The sequence below is a fragment of the Streptomyces saintjeani genome (genome assembly GCF_055409605.1).
The window spans coordinates 9,735,929-9,759,282 of record NZ_CP189624.1; the positions used below are offsets into that span (position 1 = coordinate 9,735,929).

At 72.5% G+C, this 23,354-nt stretch carries 16 protein-coding genes; 1 reads left to right on the top strand and 15 read right to left on the bottom strand.

The window, feature by feature from the left end:
• Positions 1 to 2: 2 nt before the first annotated feature.
• Genes ACQCO7_RS43540 through ACQCO7_RS43605 form a run of 14 tightly spaced genes read right to left on the bottom strand, consistent with a single transcriptional unit; the run spans position 3 to position 19,439 of the window.
• Positions 3 to 650, bottom strand: coding sequence for a PIG-L deacetylase family protein (locus tag ACQCO7_RS43540; protein ID WP_464077041.1), 648 nt, complete (start codon positions 648 to 650; stop codon positions 3 to 5).
• Positions 647 to 1,423 (bottom strand): glycosyltransferase family protein, encoded by a 777-nt coding sequence (locus ACQCO7_RS43545; RefSeq protein ID WP_464077042.1) that lies wholly within the window; start codon positions 1,421 to 1,423, stop codon positions 647 to 649. The genes ACQCO7_RS43540 and ACQCO7_RS43545 overlap by 4 nt, the downstream gene beginning before the upstream one ends.
• Positions 1,420 to 2,655: a methyltransferase domain-containing protein gene (locus ACQCO7_RS43550; protein WP_464077043.1), complete on the bottom strand. Its 1,236-nt coding sequence runs from the start codon at positions 2,653 to 2,655 to the stop codon at positions 1,420 to 1,422. Before ACQCO7_RS43550 ends, ACQCO7_RS43545 begins: the two co-directional genes overlap by 4 nt.
• Positions 2,656 to 3,855 carry a glycosyltransferase gene (locus ACQCO7_RS43555; RefSeq protein ID WP_464077044.1) on the bottom strand — a complete coding sequence of 400 codons (1,200 nt, stop codon included), beginning with the start codon at positions 3,853 to 3,855 and terminating at the stop codon, positions 2,656 to 2,658.
• 2 nt (positions 3,856 to 3,857) lie between these two features.
• On the bottom strand, positions 3,858 to 5,048 hold the full coding sequence (locus ACQCO7_RS43560; protein WP_464077045.1) for an O-antigen ligase family protein: 1,191 nt from the start codon (positions 5,046 to 5,048) through the stop codon (positions 3,858 to 3,860).
• Position 5,049: 1 nt separating this feature from the next.
• The gene (locus ACQCO7_RS43565; protein WP_464077046.1) at positions 5,050 to 6,558 is read right to left on the bottom strand and encodes a right-handed parallel beta-helix repeat-containing protein; all 1,509 of its coding nucleotides are present in this window, start codon (positions 6,556 to 6,558) and stop codon (positions 5,050 to 5,052) included.
• Between the two features lie 17 nt (positions 6,559 to 6,575).
• On the bottom strand, positions 6,576 to 8,516 hold the full coding sequence (locus ACQCO7_RS43570; RefSeq protein ID WP_464077047.1) for an alginate lyase family protein: 1,941 nt from the start codon (positions 8,514 to 8,516) through the stop codon (positions 6,576 to 6,578).
• Positions 8,513 to 10,708 (bottom strand): bi-domain-containing oxidoreductase, encoded by a 2,196-nt coding sequence (locus ACQCO7_RS43575; protein WP_464077048.1) that lies wholly within the window; start codon positions 10,706 to 10,708, stop codon positions 8,513 to 8,515. Before ACQCO7_RS43575 ends, ACQCO7_RS43570 begins: the two co-directional genes overlap by 4 nt.
• Positions 10,709 to 10,726: 18 nt before the next feature.
• Entirely contained in the window at positions 10,727 to 12,640 is a 1,914-nt protein-coding gene (asnB, locus tag ACQCO7_RS43580) for an asparagine synthase (glutamine-hydrolyzing) (protein ID WP_464077049.1), read from the bottom strand.
• Between the two features lie 3 nt (positions 12,641 to 12,643).
• Entirely contained in the window at positions 12,644 to 14,119 is a 1,476-nt protein-coding gene (locus ACQCO7_RS43585; RefSeq protein ID WP_464077050.1) for a Wzz/FepE/Etk N-terminal domain-containing protein, read from the bottom strand.
• Positions 14,116 to 15,435: a polysaccharide biosynthesis protein gene (locus ACQCO7_RS43590; protein ID WP_464077051.1), complete on the bottom strand. Its 1,320-nt coding sequence runs from the start codon at positions 15,433 to 15,435 to the stop codon at positions 14,116 to 14,118. Before ACQCO7_RS43590 ends, ACQCO7_RS43585 begins: the two co-directional genes overlap by 4 nt.
• On the bottom strand, positions 15,432 to 16,637 hold the full coding sequence (locus ACQCO7_RS43595) for a glycosyltransferase family 4 protein (RefSeq protein WP_464077052.1): 1,206 nt from the start codon (positions 16,635 to 16,637) through the stop codon (positions 15,432 to 15,434). Before ACQCO7_RS43595 ends, ACQCO7_RS43590 begins: the two co-directional genes overlap by 4 nt.
• Before the next feature lies 1 nt (position 16,638).
• A complete protein-coding gene (locus tag ACQCO7_RS43600) occupies positions 16,639 to 17,949 on the bottom strand; it encodes a nucleotide sugar dehydrogenase (RefSeq protein ID WP_464077053.1) in 1,311 nt (436 codons plus the stop codon).
• A 20-nt stretch (positions 17,950 to 17,969) separates the two neighbouring features.
• The gene (locus tag ACQCO7_RS43605; RefSeq protein WP_464077054.1) at positions 17,970 to 19,439 is read right to left on the bottom strand and encodes a sugar transferase; all 1,470 of its coding nucleotides are present in this window, start codon (positions 19,437 to 19,439) and stop codon (positions 17,970 to 17,972) included.
• Between the two features lie 1,218 nt (positions 19,440 to 20,657).
• Between ACQCO7_RS43605 and ACQCO7_RS43610 the strand changes: the two genes are divergently transcribed.
• Complete coding sequence (locus ACQCO7_RS43610) at positions 20,658 to 22,550, top strand: protein-arginine deiminase domain-containing protein (RefSeq protein ID WP_464077055.1); 1,893 nt, start codon at positions 20,658 to 20,660, stop codon at positions 22,548 to 22,550.
• 21 nt (positions 22,551 to 22,571) lie between these two features.
• On the opposite strand, the gene ACQCO7_RS43615 is transcribed toward ACQCO7_RS43610, so the two are convergent.
• Positions 22,572 to 23,345 (bottom strand): SDR family NAD(P)-dependent oxidoreductase, encoded by a 774-nt coding sequence (locus tag ACQCO7_RS43615; RefSeq protein ID WP_464077056.1) that lies wholly within the window; start codon positions 23,343 to 23,345, stop codon positions 22,572 to 22,574.
• Between the last annotated feature and the right edge of the window lie 9 nt (positions 23,346 to 23,354).

A 23,354-nucleotide genomic window follows, 5' to 3' on the forward strand; every position in this document is an offset into this window, starting at 1 on the left:
GTTCAATCCCCCAGGTCGAGAGTGAGTTTGGTGACCGCGAACGCCTCGGCGTAGCGGGCGTGGCATTCGATGCCGCGGATCCTCGCGAGGCCGAGGAACGCCTCGCGGTCGTACCAGGGCCGGTGGCGCTGCGAGGCGTAGTGCGCCTGGAGGAGGCGCACCTTCTCCTCGGCGACCTCTACCGGCAGTGGCTGGTAGGCGTTCGGGCGGCCGAGGTCGCCGTCCCACTTGACGATCTCGTAGCCGAGGACGAGATGGTCGCGGAATGCCGTGGTCATCAGCCGCGCGAGCCCCCGGTGGTCCTGGTGGGCGTCGTCGGTGCGCGGCGCCAGCACGAGGTCCGGGTCGGTGCGCTCGCGCAGCTCCTCGACGGCCGCCTTGGCCTCCTCCCAGTGCGCCGGGAAGCGGCCGTCGGGCAGCTTCAGCACCGTCAGCCGCAGGTCGGCGCCCGGACAGAACGCGGCGAGCGCGTCGCGCTCCTCCTGCTCGCGCCCGGTGCCGGCGCCGGACAGCACCAGCGCGTCCACCCGGACACCCGGGTGCGCCCGGCACAGCGCCAGGAGGGTGCCGCCCGCGCCGATCGCGATGTCGTCGCAGTGCGCCCCCACGGCGGCGACCCGCTCCAGGCGTCCGGCGCTGAGGCGGATCACACCCGCTCCCACACGGCCCACGGACGCTCACCGCGCGCGTACGCCTCGTCGAGCGCGGCCCGCTCCTTCACGGTGTCCGTCGGCTTCCAGAACCCCCGGTGCCGGTGTGCCACCAGCCGTCCCCGCTTGGCGAGTTCGGCGCAGCCGTCGGCGACCAGGTCCCCGTTCTCCGGGATGTGGTCGAAGACCTCCTGCCGCAGCACGAAGTAGCCGCCGTTCTCCCACAGCGGCAGATCGCTCACCGGCGTGATGCCCCCCACCAGCCCGTCGTCCCCGAGGTCCACGCAGTGGAACGACGACTGCGGCGGCACCACCATCATCGACGCCCCCGCGTCCCGCCGGGAGAACCGGTCGATCATCTCCGGCAGCGGGGCGTCGGTCAGCACGTCCGCGTAGTTCGCGAGGAACATCTCGTCCCCGTCCAGGTGCTCGCGCACCCGCCGCAGCCGCTCCCCGATCGGCGACTCCACGCCGGTCTGCACGAACGTGATCGTCCAGTCCGCTATGTCCGTGGACAGCAGCTCGGTCTGGCCGCGTCTGAGCACGAAGTCGTTGGACGTCGTCTCCTCGTAGGTGAGGAAGAAGTTCTTGATGTGGTCGGCGCCGTACCCGAGGCACAGGATGAACTCCGTGTGCCCGAAGTACGCGTAGTAGCGCATGACATGCCAGATCAGCGGGCGCGGACCGACCATCGCCATCGGCTTGGGGACGTCGTCGGAGGAACCGCTGCGCATCCGCAGCCCGTAACCGCCGCAGAACAGGACGACCTTCACGACTTCACCTCGACAATGCTCAGTTCCGGGACGGGGAAGACCAGCCGGCCGCCCCACTCGTGCACGAAGGCCAGCTGCTCGGTGAGCTCGGCCCGCAGGTTCCACGGCAGGACCAGCACGTAGTCCGGCCGGTCGGCGCTGATCTGCTCGGGCGCCAGGATCGGGATGCGGGTGCCCGGCGTGAACCGGCCGTGCTTGTAGGGGTTGCGGTCGACCGTGTACGGCAGCAGGTCGGGGCGGATGCCGCAGTGGTTCAGCAGCGTGTTGCCCTTGCCGGGCGCCCCGTACCCGACGACCGTCTCGCCGCGCTCGGCGGCCTCGACGAGGAACCGCAGCAGGTCCCGCCGTACGGTCGCCACCCGGGCGGAGAACTCCGTGTACCCGGACAGCTCCTGGAGCCCGGCCGCCTTCTCCCGGTCCAGGACGTCCGTCACCCGCTGGGACGGCTCGCCCGCGACCTCCGCCGGACGCGCCCACAGGCGGATCGAGCCGCCGTGCGTCGGCAGCAGCTCGACATCCACCAGCGCGAGCCCGCCGCTGGCCAGCGCGCGGATCGCGGCGGCGACCGAGTAGTACTGGAAGTGCTCGTGGTAGATCGTGTCGTACTGGTTCTCCTCGATCAGCGTCAGCAGGTGCTGCACCTCGATCGACACCCAGCCGTCGTCGGCGACCAGGGCGCGCAGGCCCCGGGTGAAGCCGACCACGTCGGGGATGTGCGCGTACACGTTGTTGGCGACCACCAGGTCCGCCGGACCGTGGTCGGCGCGGACCTCGGCGCCGGTGTCCGGGTCGAGGAACCGGGTGATCGTCGGCACCCCCGCCTCCCGCGCCGCCGCCCCCACGTTCACCGACGGCTCGATGCCCAGGCAGCGCATCCCCCGGTCCACCACGTGCTTCAGCAGGTAGCCGTCGTTGCTGGCGACCTCCACCACGAACGCGTCGGGCCCGAGCCCCAGGCGCTCGACGGCGCCCGCGACGAACGTGCGCGCGTGGTCCACCCACGACGTCGAGTAGGACGAGAAGTACGCGTACTGCGTGAACGTCTCCTCCGGCGTGATCAGCGGCGGGATCTGCGCGAGCCAGCACTCCGTGCACACCCGCAGGTGCAGCGGGTACGTCTGCTCCGGCAGGTCCAGCTGGTCGGCGGCGAGGAAGCTCTCGCACGGCGGTGTCGCCCCCAGGTCGACCACGCTCGCGAGCGCTTGTGAGCCGCAGAGTCGGCATCGTGTCATCTAGTGGTTCCCCCCACTCGGCTGTGTCCGCCCCGCGATCGCGGAGCGGTACCCCTCCAGCAGGCGCTCAAGACCGACGGCCGGACTGAACCCCTGCTCGTAACGGCGCCTGGCCGCACGCCCCATCTCCTGGTCGGCGCCGGTGATCCGGCGCAGGCAGGACGCCAGCGAGGCCGGGTCGCCCGGCCGGTGCAGCAGCCCGCTCACCCCGTCCTCGACGAGTTCGGTGAACGCCCCGTGCCCGGCGGCGACCACCGGCACCCCGGCCGCCATCGCCTCCACGGCGACCAGGCCGAACGCCTCCTGCCACGTCGACGGGGCGACCACGGCGACCGACCGCGCGACGACCTCCCGGCACTGGTCCGTGTCGTACAGGCCCACGTACCGCACGTCGCCGCGCCCGGCGGCCCAGGCGGTCACCTCCGCCTCCAGCGGCCCCGTCCCGGCGATCACCAGCGGCACCCCCACACCGCCGCCGGCCGCGACCTCGTCCCACGCGGCCATCAGCAGCCGCACGCCCTTGGCCTCGGCGAGGCGGCCCAGGAAGAGGAGGTGCTCGCCGGGGCCGGTGCGGCCGATGCCCGGTTCGGGGACGAAGTTGTGCTTCACCGCCAGCAGTCCGGCCGGCATCCCGGCCCGCACGAGGATCTCGCGCTGGGCGGCGGAGATGCAGAAGAACCGCTCCACGCCGGACCACCAGCGCCGCCGGTTCACCGACAGACTCAGCGCGAGCGGCACCGTGGCCAGCCGCGAGCCCCGGTAGCAGCCGTGCCGTACGGCGGGCAGCGGCGCCCTCCCGACGCACGCCGAGCACGGCCGGCCGTCGCGCCGGAGCGTGCCCGGCGGGCAGACCTGCGTGTAGTTGTGCAGGGTCGCCACAGCGGGCACCCCCGCGTCGGCGCAGGCCGCCAGCACCGCCGGGGACAGCAGCGGGAACACGTTGTGGACGTGCACCACGTCGGGCCGCTCGGCCCGCAGCCGCGCCGCCAGCTCCCGGCGCACGCCCGGGTTCCACGGCACCAGCAGCGGCAGCGCGGCCTTCGACGGCAGGGAGCGGGCGGCGATGTCGTCGCTGCGCCGCTCGAACACCCCGACCCGGTGGCCCGCCTCCCGCAGGAGCGCCACCTCCTGGTCGACGACCTTGTTCTCACCGCTCGGCTGCGCCGAGGCGTAGCGGTTGTGCACCACGAGGACATGCACGGTCAGTTCACCTCCGACGGCAGACGGGGCAGCTCGGGAGCCGTCCGCACCGGCGCCGCCAGCAGCGAGGCGGCGACCGCCAGATGCAGCAGATACGGCGAGGCGTCCCCGAGACCGGCCTCCGTGTACGACGCGATCGCGCAGTAGCTGATCAGGAAGATCGCGCAGGCCCGCGCGAGGGACGGCGGCCTCAGCAGTGCGACGGCGGCCAGCACGACGAGGAACGCCGCGACCAGTCCGACCCCGGCGAAGCCCTGCTCGTTGTAGACGGCCAGCCAGCTGTTGTCGATCGGCAGGCCCGCGAACGACTTGTCGCCCAGGCCCACCCCGAAGAGCTCCTCCGCCGGCGACCGGGGCGCCGAGAGCAGCGCGTCCCACACCTTCGCCCGCCCGGTGAGGCTCGTGAAGTTCTCCTGGCTCTGCCCGCGCAGGAACCACGCCTGGAGCAGCGAGCTGAACCCCACGGCCGCCACGGTCGCCATCAGCACCGACCAGGAGAAGAACCGGCGCGCGGACGAACTCGTCAGCACCAGCGACACGATCGCCAGCGTCAGCCCGACCAGCAGCCCGAGCGTCGCCGTCCGGGTGTGGGTCAGCGCGAGCAGCACCAGCGACGGCACGACGACCAGCGCCGCACTGCCCCGGTCGGTCCGCCCGCCCAGCAGGAGCAGCACCGAAAGACCGATGATCACCGCCGCGTACTGCCCGATCTGCGGCGGCGTCAGCGGCCACAGCGCCCCGACCAGCCGCCCCCCGTACAGCTCCGGCAGCGCGGCGCCCGGCGACACCACCAGGCCCGCCGCCACCGACATCAGCACCGCGAAGTAGATCCGGATGTGATGCCGTACGAACGTGTCGCCGCCGTCCCACCAGCGGGTCAGCAGCCACAGCGTGCCCACGAAGAGCGCGAGGCGGGCGCACCGGAACAGCGCCCCGAACCCGGACTCCAGGTGCACGCTGGACAGGACGCTCACCACCACCAGCAGGCTGAGCAGCAGCAGATAGGCGCTGCCCCGGACCTTCAGCCGCAGGTTCAGCGCGAGCGCCAGTGTGAACGCGGCCACCAGCGCGCCCATCGTCACCATCTGGATCAGCGACCGGGGGATCGGCACGACGGTCTTCGCCCCGGCCGAGCCCAGCGTGTTGAGGATCAGCAGCCCCCACACCGTCCCGACGAGCCTCGGCGCCCCCATCTCAGCCGCCTTCCCGCGCGCGGAAGGTGCTGCCCGCGTCCTGCCGGTACGGCGCGCTGCGCCACTGCCCGGCGTCGAGCGTGCGGCTCGGGTCGTGGACGACGAACGTCCACGGGCCGGCGTACTCGTTGTGGTACCAGCGGTTGCCCTGCTTCAGGGTGATCGCGTCGGCGACCCCGTCGCCCTGGTACGGCGACCAGTCGGGGTAGGTGCCGTAGTTCGCCAGCACCGCCATCCGGTCGCACAGCGTCGTGCAGCCGACGGCCGCCTTGTCCAGCACGAACCGGTTGTCGTGGATCTCCACGCGCTGCGTCTTCCACCGGCAGTCCGCGTACAGCGGCGCCTTCGTGATGCCCGGGCGCGCACAGCGCCGGGTGTCCTTCACCAGGAGCGTGCAGTCGCCGGACGACGTGTTCGCCGGGCTGTTGCAGAACCGGTCGGCGTTCTCCCACAGGGTGATCCCGGACCAGTTGTTCTCCAGGACGTTGCGGTAGACCTCGATCTTGTCCGTGCGCGCCCGCACGCGCGGTTCGCCGCCCGACTCGGACAGATAGACCGTCGCGAGCGGGAAGGAGTCGCCGCGGTCCGCGTACCGGCGGCCCTCGACCTTGTTGTTCCCCCGGATCGTGTTGCCCCGGATCACCGCGTTGTAGCTGGTCTCGTAGATCAGCGCGGCCCCGTCGTTGTCCTCCAGGACGTTGTCCTCGATCAGGAAGTCGTTGTTGTTGGTGTCCGCCCACAGCCCGGTGCCCCGGTTGCCGTGCACCCAGTTGCCCCGTACGTCGGCCCCGTCGACCGCCCAGAACTTGACGCCCCCCGTGCAGCCGCAGCCGGGCTGCTTGCGCTCCCAGTCGCCGGTGTTGTTCCCGGTGATCTCGTTCCCCTCGACCACCAGACCACTGATCCGGCCCGACTTGTACGCGTTGATGCCGTACTGCCCGTTGCCGCGCAGGCAGTTGGCGCGCACCTGCTGCCGCGCCCCGGCCATCAGCCCGGCCCCCGAGTTGTTCTGGATCGTCGCGTGCTCGATCACCCACCCGTCGGCCGAGTCGTGGTTGACGACCCCCTCGTCGTGCGGCGCGACGAAGTTCTGCACGGTCAGATAGCGCACGGACACATCGCGGGCGGGCCCGCCGAACGCGTACTGGTTGACCTTCCGGCCGTCCAGCACCGCACCCGGCGCGCCCACATAGCGGTCACCGTCCTTGGGGATGACCTGGGCGTACCGGTCCGCTTCGAGCCGGTGCGTGCCCGGACGCAGCCAGAACGTCGTGCGCGGGGGGCTGCTCTTCGTCTTCTCCGCCAGATCGCCGGGCACGGCCGGGTCGACGCTCACCGCACCCTTGGGCGCCGACGCCGGACCGGCCGCGGGCTTGGCGCACACCCGGGCCACCGACGCCGACACGGACGTGGCCGGCGTGGAGGTCGGCTCAGGCTTCGCGTCCGGCGCGCTGTCGCAGCCGGCCACCGCCAGCAGGGCGAGCGACGCCGCCCAGTACCGCCATTTCATGCCCACCCTCCGCCCCCTCAGCCGTGGAACCTGAGCACGGTGACGAACCCCTCGACGCTCCCGGTGGAACCGGTGCCGACCAGCGTCGTCGCGGGCTCCTTGCGCCCGAAGCCGGGGGAGTACCAGCCCAGCGGCGGATCGCTCTCGCCCCGGTGCGCCCGCCAGTCGAGCCGCCCCGGCAGATCGAGCGTCGCGGACCGCTCCTCGCCGTCCCGCGCCCACGTCAGCAGCGCCCGGTTCTCCTCCAGGCGCGCGGTGACCGCGGGGCCGAGGTGGAACGCGAGCCGTACGGCACGCCGCTCGCCGGACACCTCGTCGACGATCCGCACCTCCCGGTCCGCCGACGTCAGTTCGACCCACCGCCGGTGCGCGGAAGGCCCGTACCCGTCGTGCTCGGCACCCCAGCGGGCCACCCCCGCCTCGGAGGTGTCGGCGACCAGGACCCGGCTGCGCGCGTGCCGGGTCCACAGGAACGGGCCCCCGGACACGGACTGGTCCTCGCCGTCGACCTGGAGCGTGTTGTGGCCGAGCGTCGAGCGGAAGTACCGCCGCCACGCGGGCTGGCCGTGGTAGCAGTACGTCCCCGGGTCGGCGAGCACGTCCACCCCGTCGTGGCGCACCTCCACGGACAGCGCGTCCGCGTGCGCGTGCGCGGCGATCGACAGGAACCCGTGCGGGCCCCCGTCGCACCGGCACCAGATCTCCCCCGGCCCGCGCAGGACGGTCAGCCCCGCGTCCGCGAAGTGCGCGGGGCGGCTCGCGGGACGGTCGCCCCGTTGATACGGCTCGACGAGCGCGGCCAGCAGCGGAGTGCGGACGTCGGTGCCGGTGACCTTCGGCCACCAGTCGAGGCGCCCGAACAGCGCGTCCCCCGTGGCCAGCAGCGACGCCCAGCGGTCCGTGCCCGCGCCGTCGACGACCAGGCCGTACCCGTCGTCCGCGTCACCCTGCCGGGGCGGGCGCAGCCGGCTGTCCACGACGGCCGCGAGCGCGTCGGTCATCCGCAGCAGCACCAGCCGGACCGACGGCGGGACCGGAACACCCGCCGTATCCGCCTCGGCCAGTGCCGCGAGCCCCAGTTCGAGGACCAGCCCGTGGTACTCGGTGGCCAGTTCGCGGTTGAGGCCGGACGGGAAGGTGTTCCGGCGCAGGTGCCGCTCCAGGGACCGCAGGGCGTCGCCGCGCCAGCGCTCCGAGGCCGGGAACCAGTCGAACGCGCAGGCCGCGGCGAACTGTCCGGCGGCCTCGGCGACGATGTGGTTGTTCGCCGACGAACCCCGGCTCGGGAAGGCGGCCAGCCAGCGCTGGTGGTGCCAGATCTGGCGCACCGCCACCGGGTTGCCCTCGAACAGACCGGCCACCTCCGGCCACTCGTCGAGCAGCCTGCGGATCCACACCCAGGACAGCAGCCGGATGCCCAGCTCGATGCCGCTCGTCCAGTGCACCCCGCGCAAGGGCGCGTTGGCCGACCACCACGACCGCAGATGCGCGGCGACCCGCTCGGCGTACCGCTCGTCGCCGGTGACCGCGTAGGCGGCGGCGAGCACGGTCAGGTACTGGTGCCGGGACGGCTCCCAGATCTGCTTGATGTCCCCGACGGTCTCCTCGTCCCGGTACGGCACGTCGAAGGCGTACCCCCAGGGCGCGCGCCGCCCGGTCTTCGGGTCGTACCACCAGTCCGGGGCGTCCAGGTCGTCGCGGACCACCCCGAAGAACTCGCCGTACCCCGCCATCAGCCGGTCCGCCTCCGCCACCAGCCGCTTCACCGCGTCCGGCGGCACGCAGGCGAGCGCCCCCGGCGGCAGGACGGCGGTGAACCGGGCGCCGGTCACGTCCGGGCAGACGGGCCGCGCCGACCGCCACCGCCGCCTGCGCACCACGTCCCCGGCCCGCCCGGCGACCTCCATCGGACCCATCCGCGACAGCCGCCGCAGGTACCACCCCGCGTCCAGGCTCATCGCGCCCCCGCCAGCGTCACCGGCACCCCGCCGGCCACAGAAGCCCGCACGGCGAGGGTCGCCGCCGTGGTGGCGGCCAGCGACTCCAGCGGCACCGGCATCGGGCCGCCGGTCCGCACCGCCTTCACGAACGCGGCGAGTTCGGCGTTCTGGCCCTTGTCGCGGGCCTTCGGCAGCCGGGAACTCACCCACCGCTTGCGGTCGTAGACCGAGGCGCGCACGAAGTCGTCGAGCCGCAGCACCTTGCCGTCGGCGACCAGGTCCAGCGTCTCCTTCGGGAAGCCTGCCGCGCCCGTCGTGACGTAGCTGATCGTCGCGGTGGAGTCGTCCGGGTAGCGCAGGACGACCTGGAGATCCTCCTGATCCGGTGAGGCGACCGCGTACACCGAGACCGGGTCGGCGTCGAGCAGCCAGCTCGCCGTGTCGACGAAGTGCCCGCCCTCACCGGCGAACCGGGAGCCCTCGGTGCCCTGCCGGAGGTACCAGCTGCCGTGCGCCAGCCGGCCCGCGTTGACCAGATAGCGCAGGGACGCCGGGCCGCTCCTGGCGCCGAACCGCTCCTTCGCCTCCCGCAGCAGGGGCGCGAACCGGCGGTTGAACCCCACCTGGATCCGGTCGTTGCCGGACTCCTCGACCGCCGAGAGCACCCCGGCCAGCTCCTCCTCGCTGAGCGCGAGGGGCTTCTCCACGAACACCGCCTTGCCCGCGAGCAGCGCCCTGCGGGTCAGGTCGGCGTGCGAGCTGTGGCGGGTGACGACGAACACCGCGTCGATCGCCTTGTCGCCGAGGACCGCGTCGAGATCGGTGGTCGCCTCGGCGAAGCCGAACTTGCGCTGCGCGTTGGCGGCGGAGAGGGCGGTCGTGGTGACGACCGTGGCGAGTTCGACGCCGTCACGGCCGGTGAGGTGGGGGAGGAGCATTGAGGTCGCGTAGTTGCCGGCGCCCACGAAGGCGAGACGCACGGGGGACGACGTGGCCTTGGCGGTCCGGGGCGCGGGCGTGACGCGCACGGCGGGCACGGTCACCGTCGGCGCCTCGGCCACGGCCGTGCTCTCGGCGTTCCCGGGGCTCTGGGGGTACCGGAACAGCACGGCCACGGCCTTGAGGTCGCCGTCCTTCAGGCTCCGGTACGTCTCCACCGCGTCGTCGAAGTCCGCGACGTGGGACACCAGCGGCTCCACATCGACCCGGCCGCGCGCGGCGAGGTCCAGGAAGCACGCCAGGTTCCGGCGCTCCGTCCAGCGGACGTACCCGATCGGGTAGTCCCGGCCGTCGAGCTCGTACTCAGGGTCGTAGCGGCCGGGCCCGTAGCTGCGGGAGAAGCGGACGTCCAGCTCCTTCTCGTAGTACGCGTTCCACGGCAGGTCGAGGCGGCACTTGCCGATGTCGACGACCCGGCCCCGGTCCCGGCTCAGCCGCGCGGCCAGCTCGACGGGCTGATTGCTGCCGCCGCCGGCCGCCAGATACACCTGGTCCACGCCGTGGCCGTCGGTCAGGTCCACCACCGCGGACTCCACGGCCGGGGACGCCGGGTCACCGCAGGCCACCGCGCCCAGCCGCGCGGCGAGTTCGCAGCGCGCCGGGTCGGGGTCGGCGCCGACGACGCGCACCCCCGAGGCGGCCAGCAACTGCACCACGAGCTGTCCGATCAGCCCGAGGCCGATCACCAGCGCGACCTCACCGAGCCGGGACTCGCCCTGCCGGACCCCCTGCAACGCGATCGACCCGACCGTCCCGAACGCGGCGTGCCGGGGCGCGAGGCCGTCCGGCACCGGGGCGTACAGGTTCTTCGGCACCCAGTTCAGCTCGGCGTGCAGCGCGTGCTCGTTGCCCGCGCACGCCACCAGGTCGCCGGCCTTCACGTCGTCGATCCCGTCGCCGACCTGCTCGACGACCCCGCACAGCGAATAGCCCAGCGGCGTGTACGAGTCCAGCTTGCCCATCACCTTGCGGTAGGTCGCGGGCACCCCGTTCACGGCCACGCTCTGCACGACCTTCGCGACCTGGTCGGGGCGCGAACGGGCCTTGCCCAGCATCGACATGCCGGCCTCGGAGACCTTCATCAGCTCGGTGCCGGTGGAGATCAGCGAGTAGGCGGTGCGCACCAGCACCCCGCCCGGCTTGCACCCCGGCACCGGCACGTCGAGGAGAGCCAGCTCGCCGCTCTTGTAGTTCTGTACGACCTGTTTCACCGAAGCCTCTTCGTTTCTCTACGCCGTCAGGGGAGCGGACCCGGAGGTCGCGCCGCGATACCAGTACTCGAGGGTCAGGACGTGCCACAGATGCTTGGAGAAGTCGTGCTGCCCGGCGGCGTCCTCGGCGACCATCCGCGCCAGCGCCTCCCGCCGCAGGAACCCCGACCGCACGAGCACCCCGTCGTGCACCACCTCTTGGACCAGCGGCGCGAGGTCCCGGCTCATCCAGGCCCGCAGCGGCGCGCTGAACAGGCCCTTGGGCCGGTACACGATCTCCCGGGGCAGCACGGAGAGGGCCGCCTCCTTCAGCACGGCCTTGCCCTGCCGCCCGACGATCTTTTGGTCGCCGGGCACCGCGAACGCCGCCTTCACGACCTCGACGTCCACGTACGGCACCCGCACCTCGGTCGACGCGGCCATGCTGGAGCGGTCGGTGTAGGCGAGGTTGAGGCCCGGCAGGAACATCCGGGCGTCGCCCAGGCACATGCGGTTCACGAAGTCGTCGAGGTCGTTGTCCTCGTAGGTGTCCGCGTGCTCGGTGAGCACGTCGTCGACCGTCCCCGCCAGGTCCGGGTCGATCAGGCCGAGGAGTTCGGCCCGGTCGTACAGGGTGTAGCTGCGCCGGAACGCGGTCTCCTCCGGCAGGTCCGCGAAGGACAGGAACCGCTTCGCGAACCGCACCGACCGGTACCCCCGGCGGGCGGACGCGACCGGCAGCCGGTCCACGACCCCGGACAGCCCGCGCCGCAGCGGACGCGGCACGCGCTGGTAGCGCAGCGCGAGGAGGTTCGCGAGGTGCTTGCGGTACCCGGCGAACAGCTCGTCCGCGCCCATCCCCGACAGCATCACCTTGACCCCGGCCTCCCGGGCGGCCGTACAGATCAGGAACGTGTTGATCGCGGCCGGGTCGCCGATCGGCTCGTCCAGGTGGTACGTCATCCGGGGCAGCAGGTCCAGGACGTCGGGCGCGATCTCGATCTCGTGCAGGTCGACCCCGAACCGCTCCGCGACCTGCCGGGCGTAGCGCAGGTCGTCCGGCATCGCCTCGAACCTGGAGTCCTCGGCGCGGAACCCGATCGTGTAGGCGGAGATCCCCGGCCGGTCCCGGGCCGCGAGCGCGGTCAGGTAACTGGAGTCGAGCCCCCCGGACAGGAACGTCGCCACGGGGACGTCGGACAGGAGGTGACGCCGCGTCGACTCCTCGACGACGGCCGCGATGTCCGGCAGCTCCCCGTACCGGGCCTCGGCGGCGACGTCCCGCAGGTTCCAGTAGCGCCCGCGCTCCACCCGCCCGTCGGGCCGGATCAGCAGCCAGCTCCCCGGCGGCAGCTTCTCCGCCTCGCGGAACGCGCACCGCGAGTCCGGCACCCAGTAGTAGAGGAGCGAGGCCACCAGCGCCGCGTGGTCCACCTCCAGCGAACCGCCCGTCACGGCGGCCAGCGCCTTCAGCTCGGAGGCGAACACCAGGCCCTCGCCGCGCCGGATCAGGAACAGCGGCTTGATGCCGAGCTGGTCGCGGGCGAGGACCAGCTCACCGGTGCGCTCGTCGAAGACGCCGAACGCGAACATGCCGCGCAGCCGGGGCAGACAGTCCGTGCCCCAGCGCCGCCACGCCTCCAGCAGGACCTCGGTGTCGGAGGTGCCCCGGAACCGCGCCCCGGCTCCTTCGAGCTCGGCGCGCAGTTCGGGCGCGTTGTACAGCTCGCCGTTGTAGGTGAGGACGAGACCGTCCTTCGCCATCGGCTGGGCGCCGGTCTCCGAGAGGTCGATGATGGCCAGCCTGCGGTGCCCGAGGTGCACCTCGCCGTCACCGGCGGGGTGGCCGTAATGACCGGACCCGTCCGGGCCCCGGTGGGCGAGGACGCCGGTCAGCCGGTCCGTGACGGCCTTCCCGTCCGGCCAGCGGTACGTGCCTGCGATGCCACACATGTCCTACCGCGCTTCCTGGTCGCTGTCCGGGACCCGCGTCGCCCACTTCGGCAGCCGCTCCACCCCGTTCTTCCGTAACAGCCGGGGCGGCGCCGGGGGCCGTTCGGCCCACAGCGTGCCGTCGGTCCGGTCGCGCGGATCGGGGTCGATCAGCACCACGCCGACCACCTCGACCCGCTGGTCCGCGAGCTGCCGCGCCACCGTGTGCAGCCACGCCGCGCTGCCGTGCCCGGCCCGCACCACGAGGACGGTCTTCGTGCCGAGGTACCGCAGGTCGGTCCAGGCGGTGCCGGGCGCCACCGAGCCGACGCCGATCCGGCGTTCCGCCGGGGATGCCGGGGCGGCCGGGGCCGTGGTGACGACGGTCGGGTCTCCCGGCTGCGGCTTGCGCTTGGTGAGCCGCGATCCCGGCAGCGCGTCCACGACGGTCACCGGACCCTCCGCCACCAGGGCGCGGGCCAGGTCCAGGGCGATCACCCCGGTGCCCCGCGCGCACCCCAGCGCCAGCAGCGACACCGGCTCCGCCGAGGCGCGCACCGTGCGGGCCAGCGACGCGGTGAGGCGTTCACGGGCCGCCCGGTTGCGGCGCCGCCCCCACAACCGGGGGGAGCGAAGGGGCAGTTCGGCGATGACCGAGGCGTTCAGGTTCGCCGCGATCTCCCGGCGCAGGACGGGACGGTCCGCGACCACCGTGCCCACGGCGGCCACCGCGAGCCCGAGGACGAACCCGAGGACCAGGCCGATCACCCCGTCCGTGGCGGCGGCCTTCGGCAGGGAGTGGCTCAGCGCGCGCGGCGCGTCCACGATCTGCGTGCCGGCCACCAGCCGGGGCGTGCCGATCCGCGCCTCCGCCGCGCGCTGCCCGAAGTCGGTGATCCGCGCGGTGAGTTCGGCCCGGCGGGCGAACAGCGACTCCAGGTCCGCCGACGCCTTCGGCCCGGTCTGCCCCGAGCCGTCGGTGATCGCCTGGTCGACGCGGGCGAGGTCGGCCTCCAGCCGGTCCCGCTGGTCGAGGAGCCCCTTCGCCTCGGCGTCCGCCGCCTGCTGGATGCGCCGGACGTGGTCGGCGACGAACGCGTCCGCGAGCGCCTTGGCACGGGCCACCGCCTGGGCGTCACTGGCACCCGTCACCGTGATCTGGAGCAGGTTGTTGGTCAGGCCGAGACCGCTGTAGTCCGCCATGAAGTCCTCCGGCCGGTCCGGGGACCTGAGGGCCTTCAGCGCGGCGTCGGCGATGCGTGTGGTGCTCAGCAGGGCGACGTCCGTACGGATCAGGGTGCCGGGGTCGTTCGGCTGGTCCGCCTGGTGGGCGACCAGCACCTTGGCCACCGCCGTCGGCGCGGGCGGCAGCAGCACCGGCACCGAGGCGCCGGCCGTCAGCCCCAGCACGGCCGTCGCACACCACAGGCGCCGGCGCCGGCGCACCGCGACCACCAGCGCCTGGAGGTCGAGCAGGGGAGCGGACTGCGGTGTCGTCACCCGGCGCCTCCCGTCGCGAGGGCCTTCTGGCGGCGGTTGCCCGCACGGGCCGTCCGAGTCGTGACGGGCGCGGAGAGGACGACACCGACGACCGTGTGCCCCGCGTCGGCGCACGCCTCGGCGATGCCGGTCAGCTCCACGGCGGTCCACTCGCCCGGGCTCAGCACGACCAGGGCGCCGGACTCCGCGTCGCGGTCCGGGACGACCGGCCGCTGCACCGAGACCCCGGCCACGGCGAGGAGGGGATCGCTGTCCGACTCGGCGACCAGGTGGTCCGCCGCACTGCGGGCGGTGTCGTCGCCGTCCGGGACGAGCACCAGCAGACTGTGCGGGAACGGGAGGCGCTCGCGGATACGGGCGCACACCCGCCGGTAGCGGATCTGCCGGTCGGCCTCGTCACCGGACGGCTGCGGGGGCGGCACGTCCCAGCGGACGTCCGTCCCCAGGAGCCGGCGCAGCCCACGGCCACGCGACCGGCGCCCGGCGGGCACGTCGACCGTACCGAGGAGCGGCGAGCCCAGCGCCCCCGCGATCTCCGTCTCCGTGCGCAGCCTGCGGCTCATGCGGGCGGCGGTGAGATGGCCGATCACCGCGAGGAGGAAGAACAACAGGCCCCCGCCGACGGTGAGCTGCGTCCGCGTCGGCGGCGCCTCGCCGGTCGGCCGGGGAGCCGGGCCCATGACGACCATGGCCGCCTTCCCGGAGGCCGGACCCGCCTGGTTCAGCTTGGTGACGGCCTCCTGCAACGCCGTACGCAGCTTCGTCAGCTCCGTACGGGTCTGCACGCTCTCCACGGACTCCCCCGTACCGGCCGCGTCCGCCAGCTCCGAGATCCGGCGCCCCGTCTGCGTCACGAGCTGACGCAGCTCCTCCGGACCCGAGGCCGCGTCCTGGCCGGTGCTCGCGCCCGAGACCCGCGCCGCGAACGCGACGAACTGCCGCGCCACCTCGTCGGCGATCTGCTGCGCCCCCTTGGGAGTCTCGTCCGTGGCGGAGATCTTGACGATGTTCCCGTCGGCGGCCGTCGCGCTCACCCGGTCCTTGAGGGCGCCGCCGTCGACGCCGGGCCGGTCGAGCGTGGCGGCGGCCCGGTCGATCACCACCGAACTGGTCGCGATCTGCGCCTGCGTCAGCAGCTCGCGCTCCTCCCACGCCCCCGGCAGCAGCACCGACGCGGACGTCGTGTACTGCGCCGGGAACACCAGCCAGGCGCCGTAGCCGACGAGCGCGCCCACCACGGCGAGCAGCACGAGCAGCCGCCCGCGCCGGCGCAGGATCCGTCCGACCGTGACCAGCCGTATGGTGTCGTCGCTCAACGGTGCTGCCTCTTTCCCGTGCTCCTGGAGGCGGCGTCGTACGCGGCGAGCAGCGCCGTCTGCGAGTTGCGCCAGGCCAGCGGACCGCCGATCCGCTCCCGGCCCACCTCGCCCATCCGGGCCCGCCGCTCGGGGTCGTCCAGCAGCTCCACGATCAGCTTCGCGAACGCCGACTCGTCGTTGGCGGGCGCGTAGACGGCGGCGTCCCCGGCGGAGACCCGCGCCTCGCGCAGCTCGAACGAGACGATCGGCCGGCCCATGACCATGTACTCCAGGACCTTGTTCATCGTCGACACGTCGTTGAGCGGGTTGTGCGGGTCGGGGGAGAGGCACACGTCCGCCGACGACAGGTAGCGCGCGAGGTCGGCGTCCGGGATACGGCCCGTGAACTCGACCTGGCCGGTGAGTCCGAGGGTGCGGGACAGCTCCACCATCGCGTCGAAGGTGTCCCCGCCGCCCACGAACACCGCGTGCCAGTCGTCGCGCCCGCACTCGTCCCGCAGCTTCGCCAGCGCCCGCAGCGCGTAGTCCACGCCGTCCTGCGGGCCCATCACCCCGAGGTAGCACAGCAGATGCGGCTTGCCGCGCTTCAACTCCGGCTCCGGCTCCACCGGATGGAACCGGTCGACGTCCGGCGCACTGCGCACGACGAACACGTCCTGCGGCCTGCGCCCGCCCCGGCGTACGGCGACGGCCTTGTAGCTCTCGTTCGTCGCGAGGACCACGTCCGCGACCCGGTAGGTCAGCCGCTCCAGCGCGCACACGCCCCGGTAGAGGAGGTCCTCGCCCCGGCCGAACCGCGACAGGTACAGCTCCGGTACGAGGTCGTGCTGGTCGAACACGAACCGGGCGCCGCGCCGCTTCAGCCACAGCGCGGGCAGGAACAGCAGGTCGGGCGGGTTGCAGGCGTGCACGACGTCCACCGGGCCCACCTTCCGGGCCAGCCGGAACGTGTGCCACAGCGCCGAGCCGTACTCGCGCAGATAGCCGGCCGGACCGCCGGTCGCCGCGTGCAGCGGGTAGCGGTGGATGCGGATCCCGTCGATCACCGCCTCCGGCTCCGTGTCCCGCTTGCCGCCCTGCGGGCAGATGACGTCGACCTGCCAGCCCGCGTCGCGCAGCGTCGCGCACTCCTGCCACACACGCCGGTCGAAGGGCACGGACAGGTTCTCCACCAGCACCAGCGCGCGCCGCGCGCCCACGTCACCAGGCAAGGCCCACGTACCCCGGTCCGGCCCGGCGCGCGTCGGCGTCGGGGAGGTGGACGAGGTCGACGATCACCGGTGTCCCGCCGTGCGGGAGCGCCGCGAGGACCTCCGGGTCGCGGGTGCCGACCAGGCACACCTCGGCGTGGTCGAGGACCTCCTCCACGGAGTCCGCGAGCAGTTGCGCGAGGTGCGGCAGGCGGGTCTCGATGTACTCGCGGTTCGCGCCGAGGAGCCGCGACAGGCTCACGTTGGCGTCGTAGATCTTCAGGTCGTACCCCTTGCCGAAGAGACGTTCCGCCAATTCGACGAGGGGACTCTCGCGCAGGTCGTCGGTGCCGGGCTTGAAGGACAGCCCGAAGATCCCCGCCCGCCGTTTGCCGGTGCGCTCCACCAGCTCCACCGCCCGCTGGAGGTGGTCGGAGTTGGACGGCAGCACGTGGGACAGGATCGGCACCGACACGTCGGCCCGCTGCGCCGCGTGGACCAGGCTGCGCAGGTCCTTCGGCAGGCAGGAGCCGCCGAACGCGAACCCGGGCCGCAGATAGGCCGGGCTGATGTTCAGCTTGCGGTCGGCGAGGAACACGTCCATCACCTGGTGCGAGTCCACCCCGAGCGCCTGGTAGACCGCGCCCAGCTCGTTCGCGAAACCGATCTTGAGGCCGTGGAACGCGTTGTCCGCGTACTTGATCGCCTCGGCCGTCGGCACCGACACCCGGAACACCTCGCCCGGCAGCCCCTCGTACAGCGCGGCCACCACGTCGCCGCTCGCCGCGTCGAGTTCGCCGATCACGGTCTTCGGCGGGTCGAAGAAGTCCCGCACACTCGTGCCCTCGCGCAGGAACTCCGGGTTGACCGCGACCCCCACGTCCACCCCGGCGCCCGCGTGCTTCTCCAGGATCGGCACCAGCAGGTTCAGACAGGTCCCCGGGAGCATCGTGGAGCGGAACACGACCGTGTGCCGCCCGCCCCGCTCCGCGAGCGCCGCGCCGATCTCCTCGGTGACGCGCTCCAGGTACGTCGTGCACAGGCTGCCGTTGGGCTCCGACGGCGTCCCCACGCAGACCAGCGACACCTCGCTGCCCTCGATCGCCTCGCGGACGCCGGTGGTGGCCCTCAAGGTCCCCTTGCCCACGACGTCGGCGATCAGCTCGCCGATCCGCTCCTCGACGACCGGGGCCCGGCCCGCGTTCACCAGGTCGACCTTGACCTGGTTGACGTCGACCCCGATCACCTCGTGCCCCATGCCGGCCAGGCACGCGGCCGACACGCAGCCCACGTAGCCGAGCCCGAACACGCTGACTCTCATGCCCCGTTCCTCCCCCTGCATCAGTAGGCCCCCTGTCCGTGCAGCACCGCGCGCAGCGTCTTCCACAAGATCACCGTGTCCAGCGCGAGCGACCAGTCCTCCACGTATCTGAGGTCGAGCCGCACCGCCTCCTCCCAGGACAGGTCGCTGCGCCCGCTGATCTGCCACAGACCCGTGAGCCCCGGTTTGACCAGCAGCCGCCGCCGGATGTCCGGGCCGTACACGGCGGACTCCTCCGGCAGCGGGGGACGCGGACCGACGAGCGACATCGATCCGGTCAGAACGTTGAACAGCTGCGGGAGTTCGTCGATCGAGTACCGCCGCAGCAGCGTCCCCACTCGGGTCACCCGAGGGTCCCGGCGGAGCTTGAACATCGGTCCCGCACCCTCGTTGAGGGCGGCGAGCGCGGCCTTGGCGCGGTCGGCCCCGGCGACCATGGTGCGGAACTTGACCATGGTGAACTCGTGGCCGTCCTTGCCGACCCTGAGCTGCCGGTAGAACACCCCGCCCCGGCTGTCCAGCGCCACCAGCAGCGCCACGGACACCATCAGCGGCGCGAGCAGCACCAGCAGGAGCGCCGCGCCCAGCCGGTCGACGATCCCCTTGACGACCCGGCGGCCCCCGGTGAACGCCGGCATGCTGACCCGCAGCAGCGGGATGCCGAGCACCGCGTCCACGTGCAGCCGCGGTCCCGCCACCTCCATCAGCACCGGCGCCACGACCATCTCGGCGTCGCTGCCTTCGAGGTTCCACGCCAGGCGCTGCAACCGGTCCGGGGACCAGTGCGGGTCCGGGGTGACCGCGACGACCCGGTAGCCGTCGCGGTGGACATGACCGGCGACGTCCGCGAGCCGGCCCACCACCGGGACGCCGTCCAGATGGCCGCCGTCCGCGCCGGTCGTGCACACCGCCTCCACCCGCCAGCCGATGTGCGGGAACTTACGGGTCCTGGTGATCAGGTCCCGGACGGTCGCCGGGCTTCCGGCCGCGAGCACCGGTCTCAGGCACCGGCCCTCCTTGCGCCGCCGGTGCAGCCACAGCCGCAGCACGTAGCGCGCGGTCATCGTGGTGAGCGCGATCGCCGGGATCGCCACGAAGATCCACAGTTTGATGTTGCGCGAGGTCAGGGCGATTCCGCCGAGCGCCAGCACGACGGTCGCCGCGAACAGCGAGCGCCCCAGCCGGCGGAACTCCTCGGCGCCCTGGCCGAGGACGGCCGGCACCCACGCCCGGCCCACCGCGAGCGCCCCCAGCACCAGCACCTCGGTGCCGAACGCCAGGATCCCCCACTTCTCGTGCCAGTTGGCCGCGTCGCGGGCCCCGAACAGATTGCCGATGGCCGCCACCACGAAGGCGGTCGCCACCGTGTCGCTGATGATGACGGTACGTCGGTACCGCTGCTCCCAGTCGCTCTCGGGCTGATGGAACGTCCCGTCCGCCAGACGCCTGCGCGTCGGCATGAACGGGCCGACTGCTCCCCCTTGTTGCACAGAACCCCCCCGGGTCCCCAATGGTTCTTCGACGTGTATGCCTCACACCGTTGCTCCCCCTCGGGAGGCCCCCGCCTCCCGTGCTGTTCCTCCCCTTCGCGCACGACAACCCGGCTCTTGCAGAGGTGCTTGAGCAACTTGCTCGCGGAAACCCGCCGAAACCCTGGACGCTCCCCGCGCCCAAGGCCCCCCGGGCTCCAGGGCTTTCCGGGGCAAGGGGCCGATTGATCTTTTGGCCGCCTCGTTCCGGAACGCCTGAAGCACGGTCAATCTAGACCATCGGCGGCGGAATGAAGAGAAGTTGTGTGGAATTTGTGCTCTGGTTTTGAGACTGAATCGGCCGATCAGCGAGTGCTTGCGGGGGCGAGAGGTGGGCGGGGGCATCGAATCGGCGGGCGAAACGTTCGACACCCTCCCCGAAATGTGGATTCGACCTGGCGGTTTACCTGCTCTTGACGGTGAATTGCCGTGAATTCTGACGGACCGTCAGGTGTGTCGTCCGCTCGGCGACCGCATGAAGACACGGCGTCGCGGCGGCGTCACCGTGCGCGTTCGAGGGGTGTACGGGCGCCCCAGGAAGGCCGGAAAGTGCGTACCGGCACCCCCTCGGCCGGGCCGCGCGCAGAAGCAAAGAAGAAACAAAGTCCCCCTCCCGGAGGCGCTCCGTCCGCTGTGAGCCCGCCCGCGCACCTGCCGAACCAGGCGCCCCACGCGGCACACCTTCACCACCGCGGGCGTGCGGCAGGGCGTGTTTTGGATCGGTGGCGTGGCCGATGAATTCAGGCTGTGGCGCCGGGCAAAGCACTTCCCTCAAGAAAGCCGATGCCGGTGGCCGACCGGCCTTTTCCGTACGGGTATTCCGGGGCGGCCTGCGATGTCGCGGAATACCGCACCGAAGGGAATGCGCATGGAGGCGGCGGGCGGCCGGTCGTCCCGCCGCACCCCTCTCCGGCAGCGCCGAGAGCTGGCCCCACCAGCAGTTGGTGTTCGCTCACAGGGGCTTCCGCGTGTGGCGCGGCGCCCGCCGTTCGGCGGCCGGGAACCGGGACGAGACCGACACCGAACCCGGGGACTTGCGAACTCCCGCCGACTTCGCTCCGTTCGTCCCCTTTCGAGGAAATGCCCGCCGAATTCCGGGAATCCGCCTCCCACAGGCAACTCACAGGCACCTTTTCACCTCTTTGTGGGGAGACACCCCCCGACTGAGAGGAACTCACCGTGCGTCGTACGCGGATACGCCCCGCAGGGTCACTCGTGCTCGCCCTCGCCGCCGCCGGATCCGTGCTCGCGGTCCCGGTCGCGGTCGGCGTGGAGCAGATACCGCGGGCCGATCTGAGGGCGGACGTGAACCGGGACGGGCAGGTCGACGTCACCGGGGCCAAGGACACGGCCGGCGAGGACACCTGGACCGTCGCGCGCGGCGCGCTCTCCTTGCCGAACCTCGACGACGACTCCCGGCGCTGCCCCCGCACCGGCACCGACGCCCAGCTCGCCGCCTGCGACGACGCCTCCGACACGAAGGTCAACGGCGACGCGGACGCCGCCGACCTCGCCCGCGTCCGCACGGTCCCCCTCCCGAACGCGAAGCCCGGCACCGGAGCCCGCCTCACGGTCACCACCGGCGCCAAGTACACGCACCTCTTCCTCAAGCGCGCCGGCAGATGGACCCTCGTCACCCCGCGCACCCTCCTCACCACCGCCGAACTGCGCACCGGCGTCGAACTCGGCGTCGAGGCCACCGACATCATCCGCGACAAGGCCGCCTGGGACGGCCGCACGGTGATCCGTCTGACCGTCACCACCCCGAAGGGCTCCACCACCGACTCCGTCACCCTGCGTGTCGCCCCCCTCCTGACCCACCACCACCTCCAGAAGGCCCAGCAGGTGATGGTCACGAAGATCAGCGGGGACGACGACGACCTCTACGGCCAGGAACAGGCGAAGTTCGTCAAGAACCTGGCCGGCGAGGTCAAGCGGGCCGGCATCACCGCGCCCCTGATCACCTTCACCAAGTACAACGACCCCTGGGCCCAGGACTTCGTCGAACCGGCCTACGTCAGCATGACCGGCCCCGGCGGCAAGCGGCAGGCGATGCGCGTCATGCTGCGCTCGGCCCAGCCCGACCGCGAGGCGGGCCGCGAACTCTTCGAGAAACTGCGCGGCCGGGACATCGGCGCCGTCCAGATCGCCAGGCCCGACACCCCGGTGGACTGGTCGCTCAACTCCTTCGGAAACCTGGAGACCATCCCGCCGTACACGTACCAGGGCCGCGCCTACCCGGCGGGCCGGATCATCATGGGCGAGCGCAAGGACAGCGGGGTCCGCCCCTCGCAGAAGATGCGGACGCTCCTCGCCTCGCAGGGACTCCAGGACCCGCTGCTCCTCGACACCTCGTGGCTCGGCGTCGGACACGTCGACGAGTTCGTGCAGTTCCTGCCCGCCGACACCCCGCGCGGCTGGCGCATCGGCCTCGCCGACCCCGACGCGGGCCTGCGGCTGCTGCGCGACGCCCAGCAGGCCGGGCACGGCGCGACGAAGATGTTCTCCGTCCCCGTCAAGTCCGGCGCGCAGGCCCCGAAGGCGACCATCGCCCAGACCCTCGCCTCCCGCGACCTCGTCGCCGACAACAGGCTGGCCGCCCAGCGGATCGCCGCGAACCTCGCGGTCCTCAAGCGCGAGACGGGGATCACGGACGCCGAGGTCGTCCGCGTCCCCGCCCTGTACCTGCGCGAGTACCAGCCGACCGGCCTGCGCGCCCCGCGCCTGACCCGCGTCGGCCCCGACCTCACCGAACGGCTCCAGGAACACGGCCAGCAGAAGTGGCTGACGTCCGCCAGGGCCGCCGAGACGGTGACGACCAGCGCGTACGTCCCCGGCGCGGTCAACGGGGTCGTCCTGTCCCGCACCCGCTACCTCGCTCCCCGGCAGTGGGGTCCCGTCATCGGCGGCAAGGACATCTTCACCGAGGCCGTCACCGCCGCGTACCGCGGTGCGGGGATGACCGTGTCGTACATCGACGACTACTACACGTACCACCTGGGAATGGGCGAGGTGCACTGCGGGACGAACACCCTGCGGGACACGTCGGCGGCCTGGTGGGCGCGCGGATAGCCTTTATGGCAAAGGGAGTTGTCAGACCGTGGCGCCGCCGTCCACCGGAATGGACGCGGCTGTCACCCCCGCCCCGGACGGCGACGCCAGCCACAGCACCGCCGCCGCGACCTCGTCCGGCAGGGTGAGCCGTCCGGTCAGGGTGCGCCCGGTGAAGTGCCCGATCAGGCCGTCGTAGTCGGTGCCCAGCACCTCGGCGGCCACCGGGCCCCTCTCCCGCACCCAGTCGGTGAGCACCGCCCCCGGGCAGACGCAGTTGGCCGTGATGCCGTGGGCGGCGACCTCCTTGGCCAGGACCCGGGTGAACCCGATCAGCGCGTGCTTGGCGGTCGCGTAGGCGCACAGGCCGGGGTCCGGGTCCCGGCCCTCCATCGACGCGATGTTGACGATCCGCCCGGACCGCTGCCGGATCATCGGGCCCAGCGCCCTGCGCGTGGTGTAGAGCGCCGGGTCGAGATTCAGCGACAGGGTCCGGTGCCACACCTCGTCGCTGATCTCGGCGACCGTCGCGAACTCCGAGGCCCCGCCGACGTTGTTGACGACGACGTCGAGGCGCCCGAACCGCTCCAGCACGGTGTCCACGGCCCGCTCGGCGTCCGCGCGGGACGTCGCGTCCCCGGTACACAGCACGGCGTCGTCCCCCGCGTCCAGTCGAGCGAGCGCCTTGCGCCCGGTCTCCTCGTCCCGGCCGCTGACCACGACCTGGGCGCCCGCCGCGAGGAGCCGGTGGGCGATGGCGAGACCGATGCCGCGCGTGCCGCCGGTGACGAGGGCGGTCTGTCCGGTGAGTTCCATGAAGGCCCT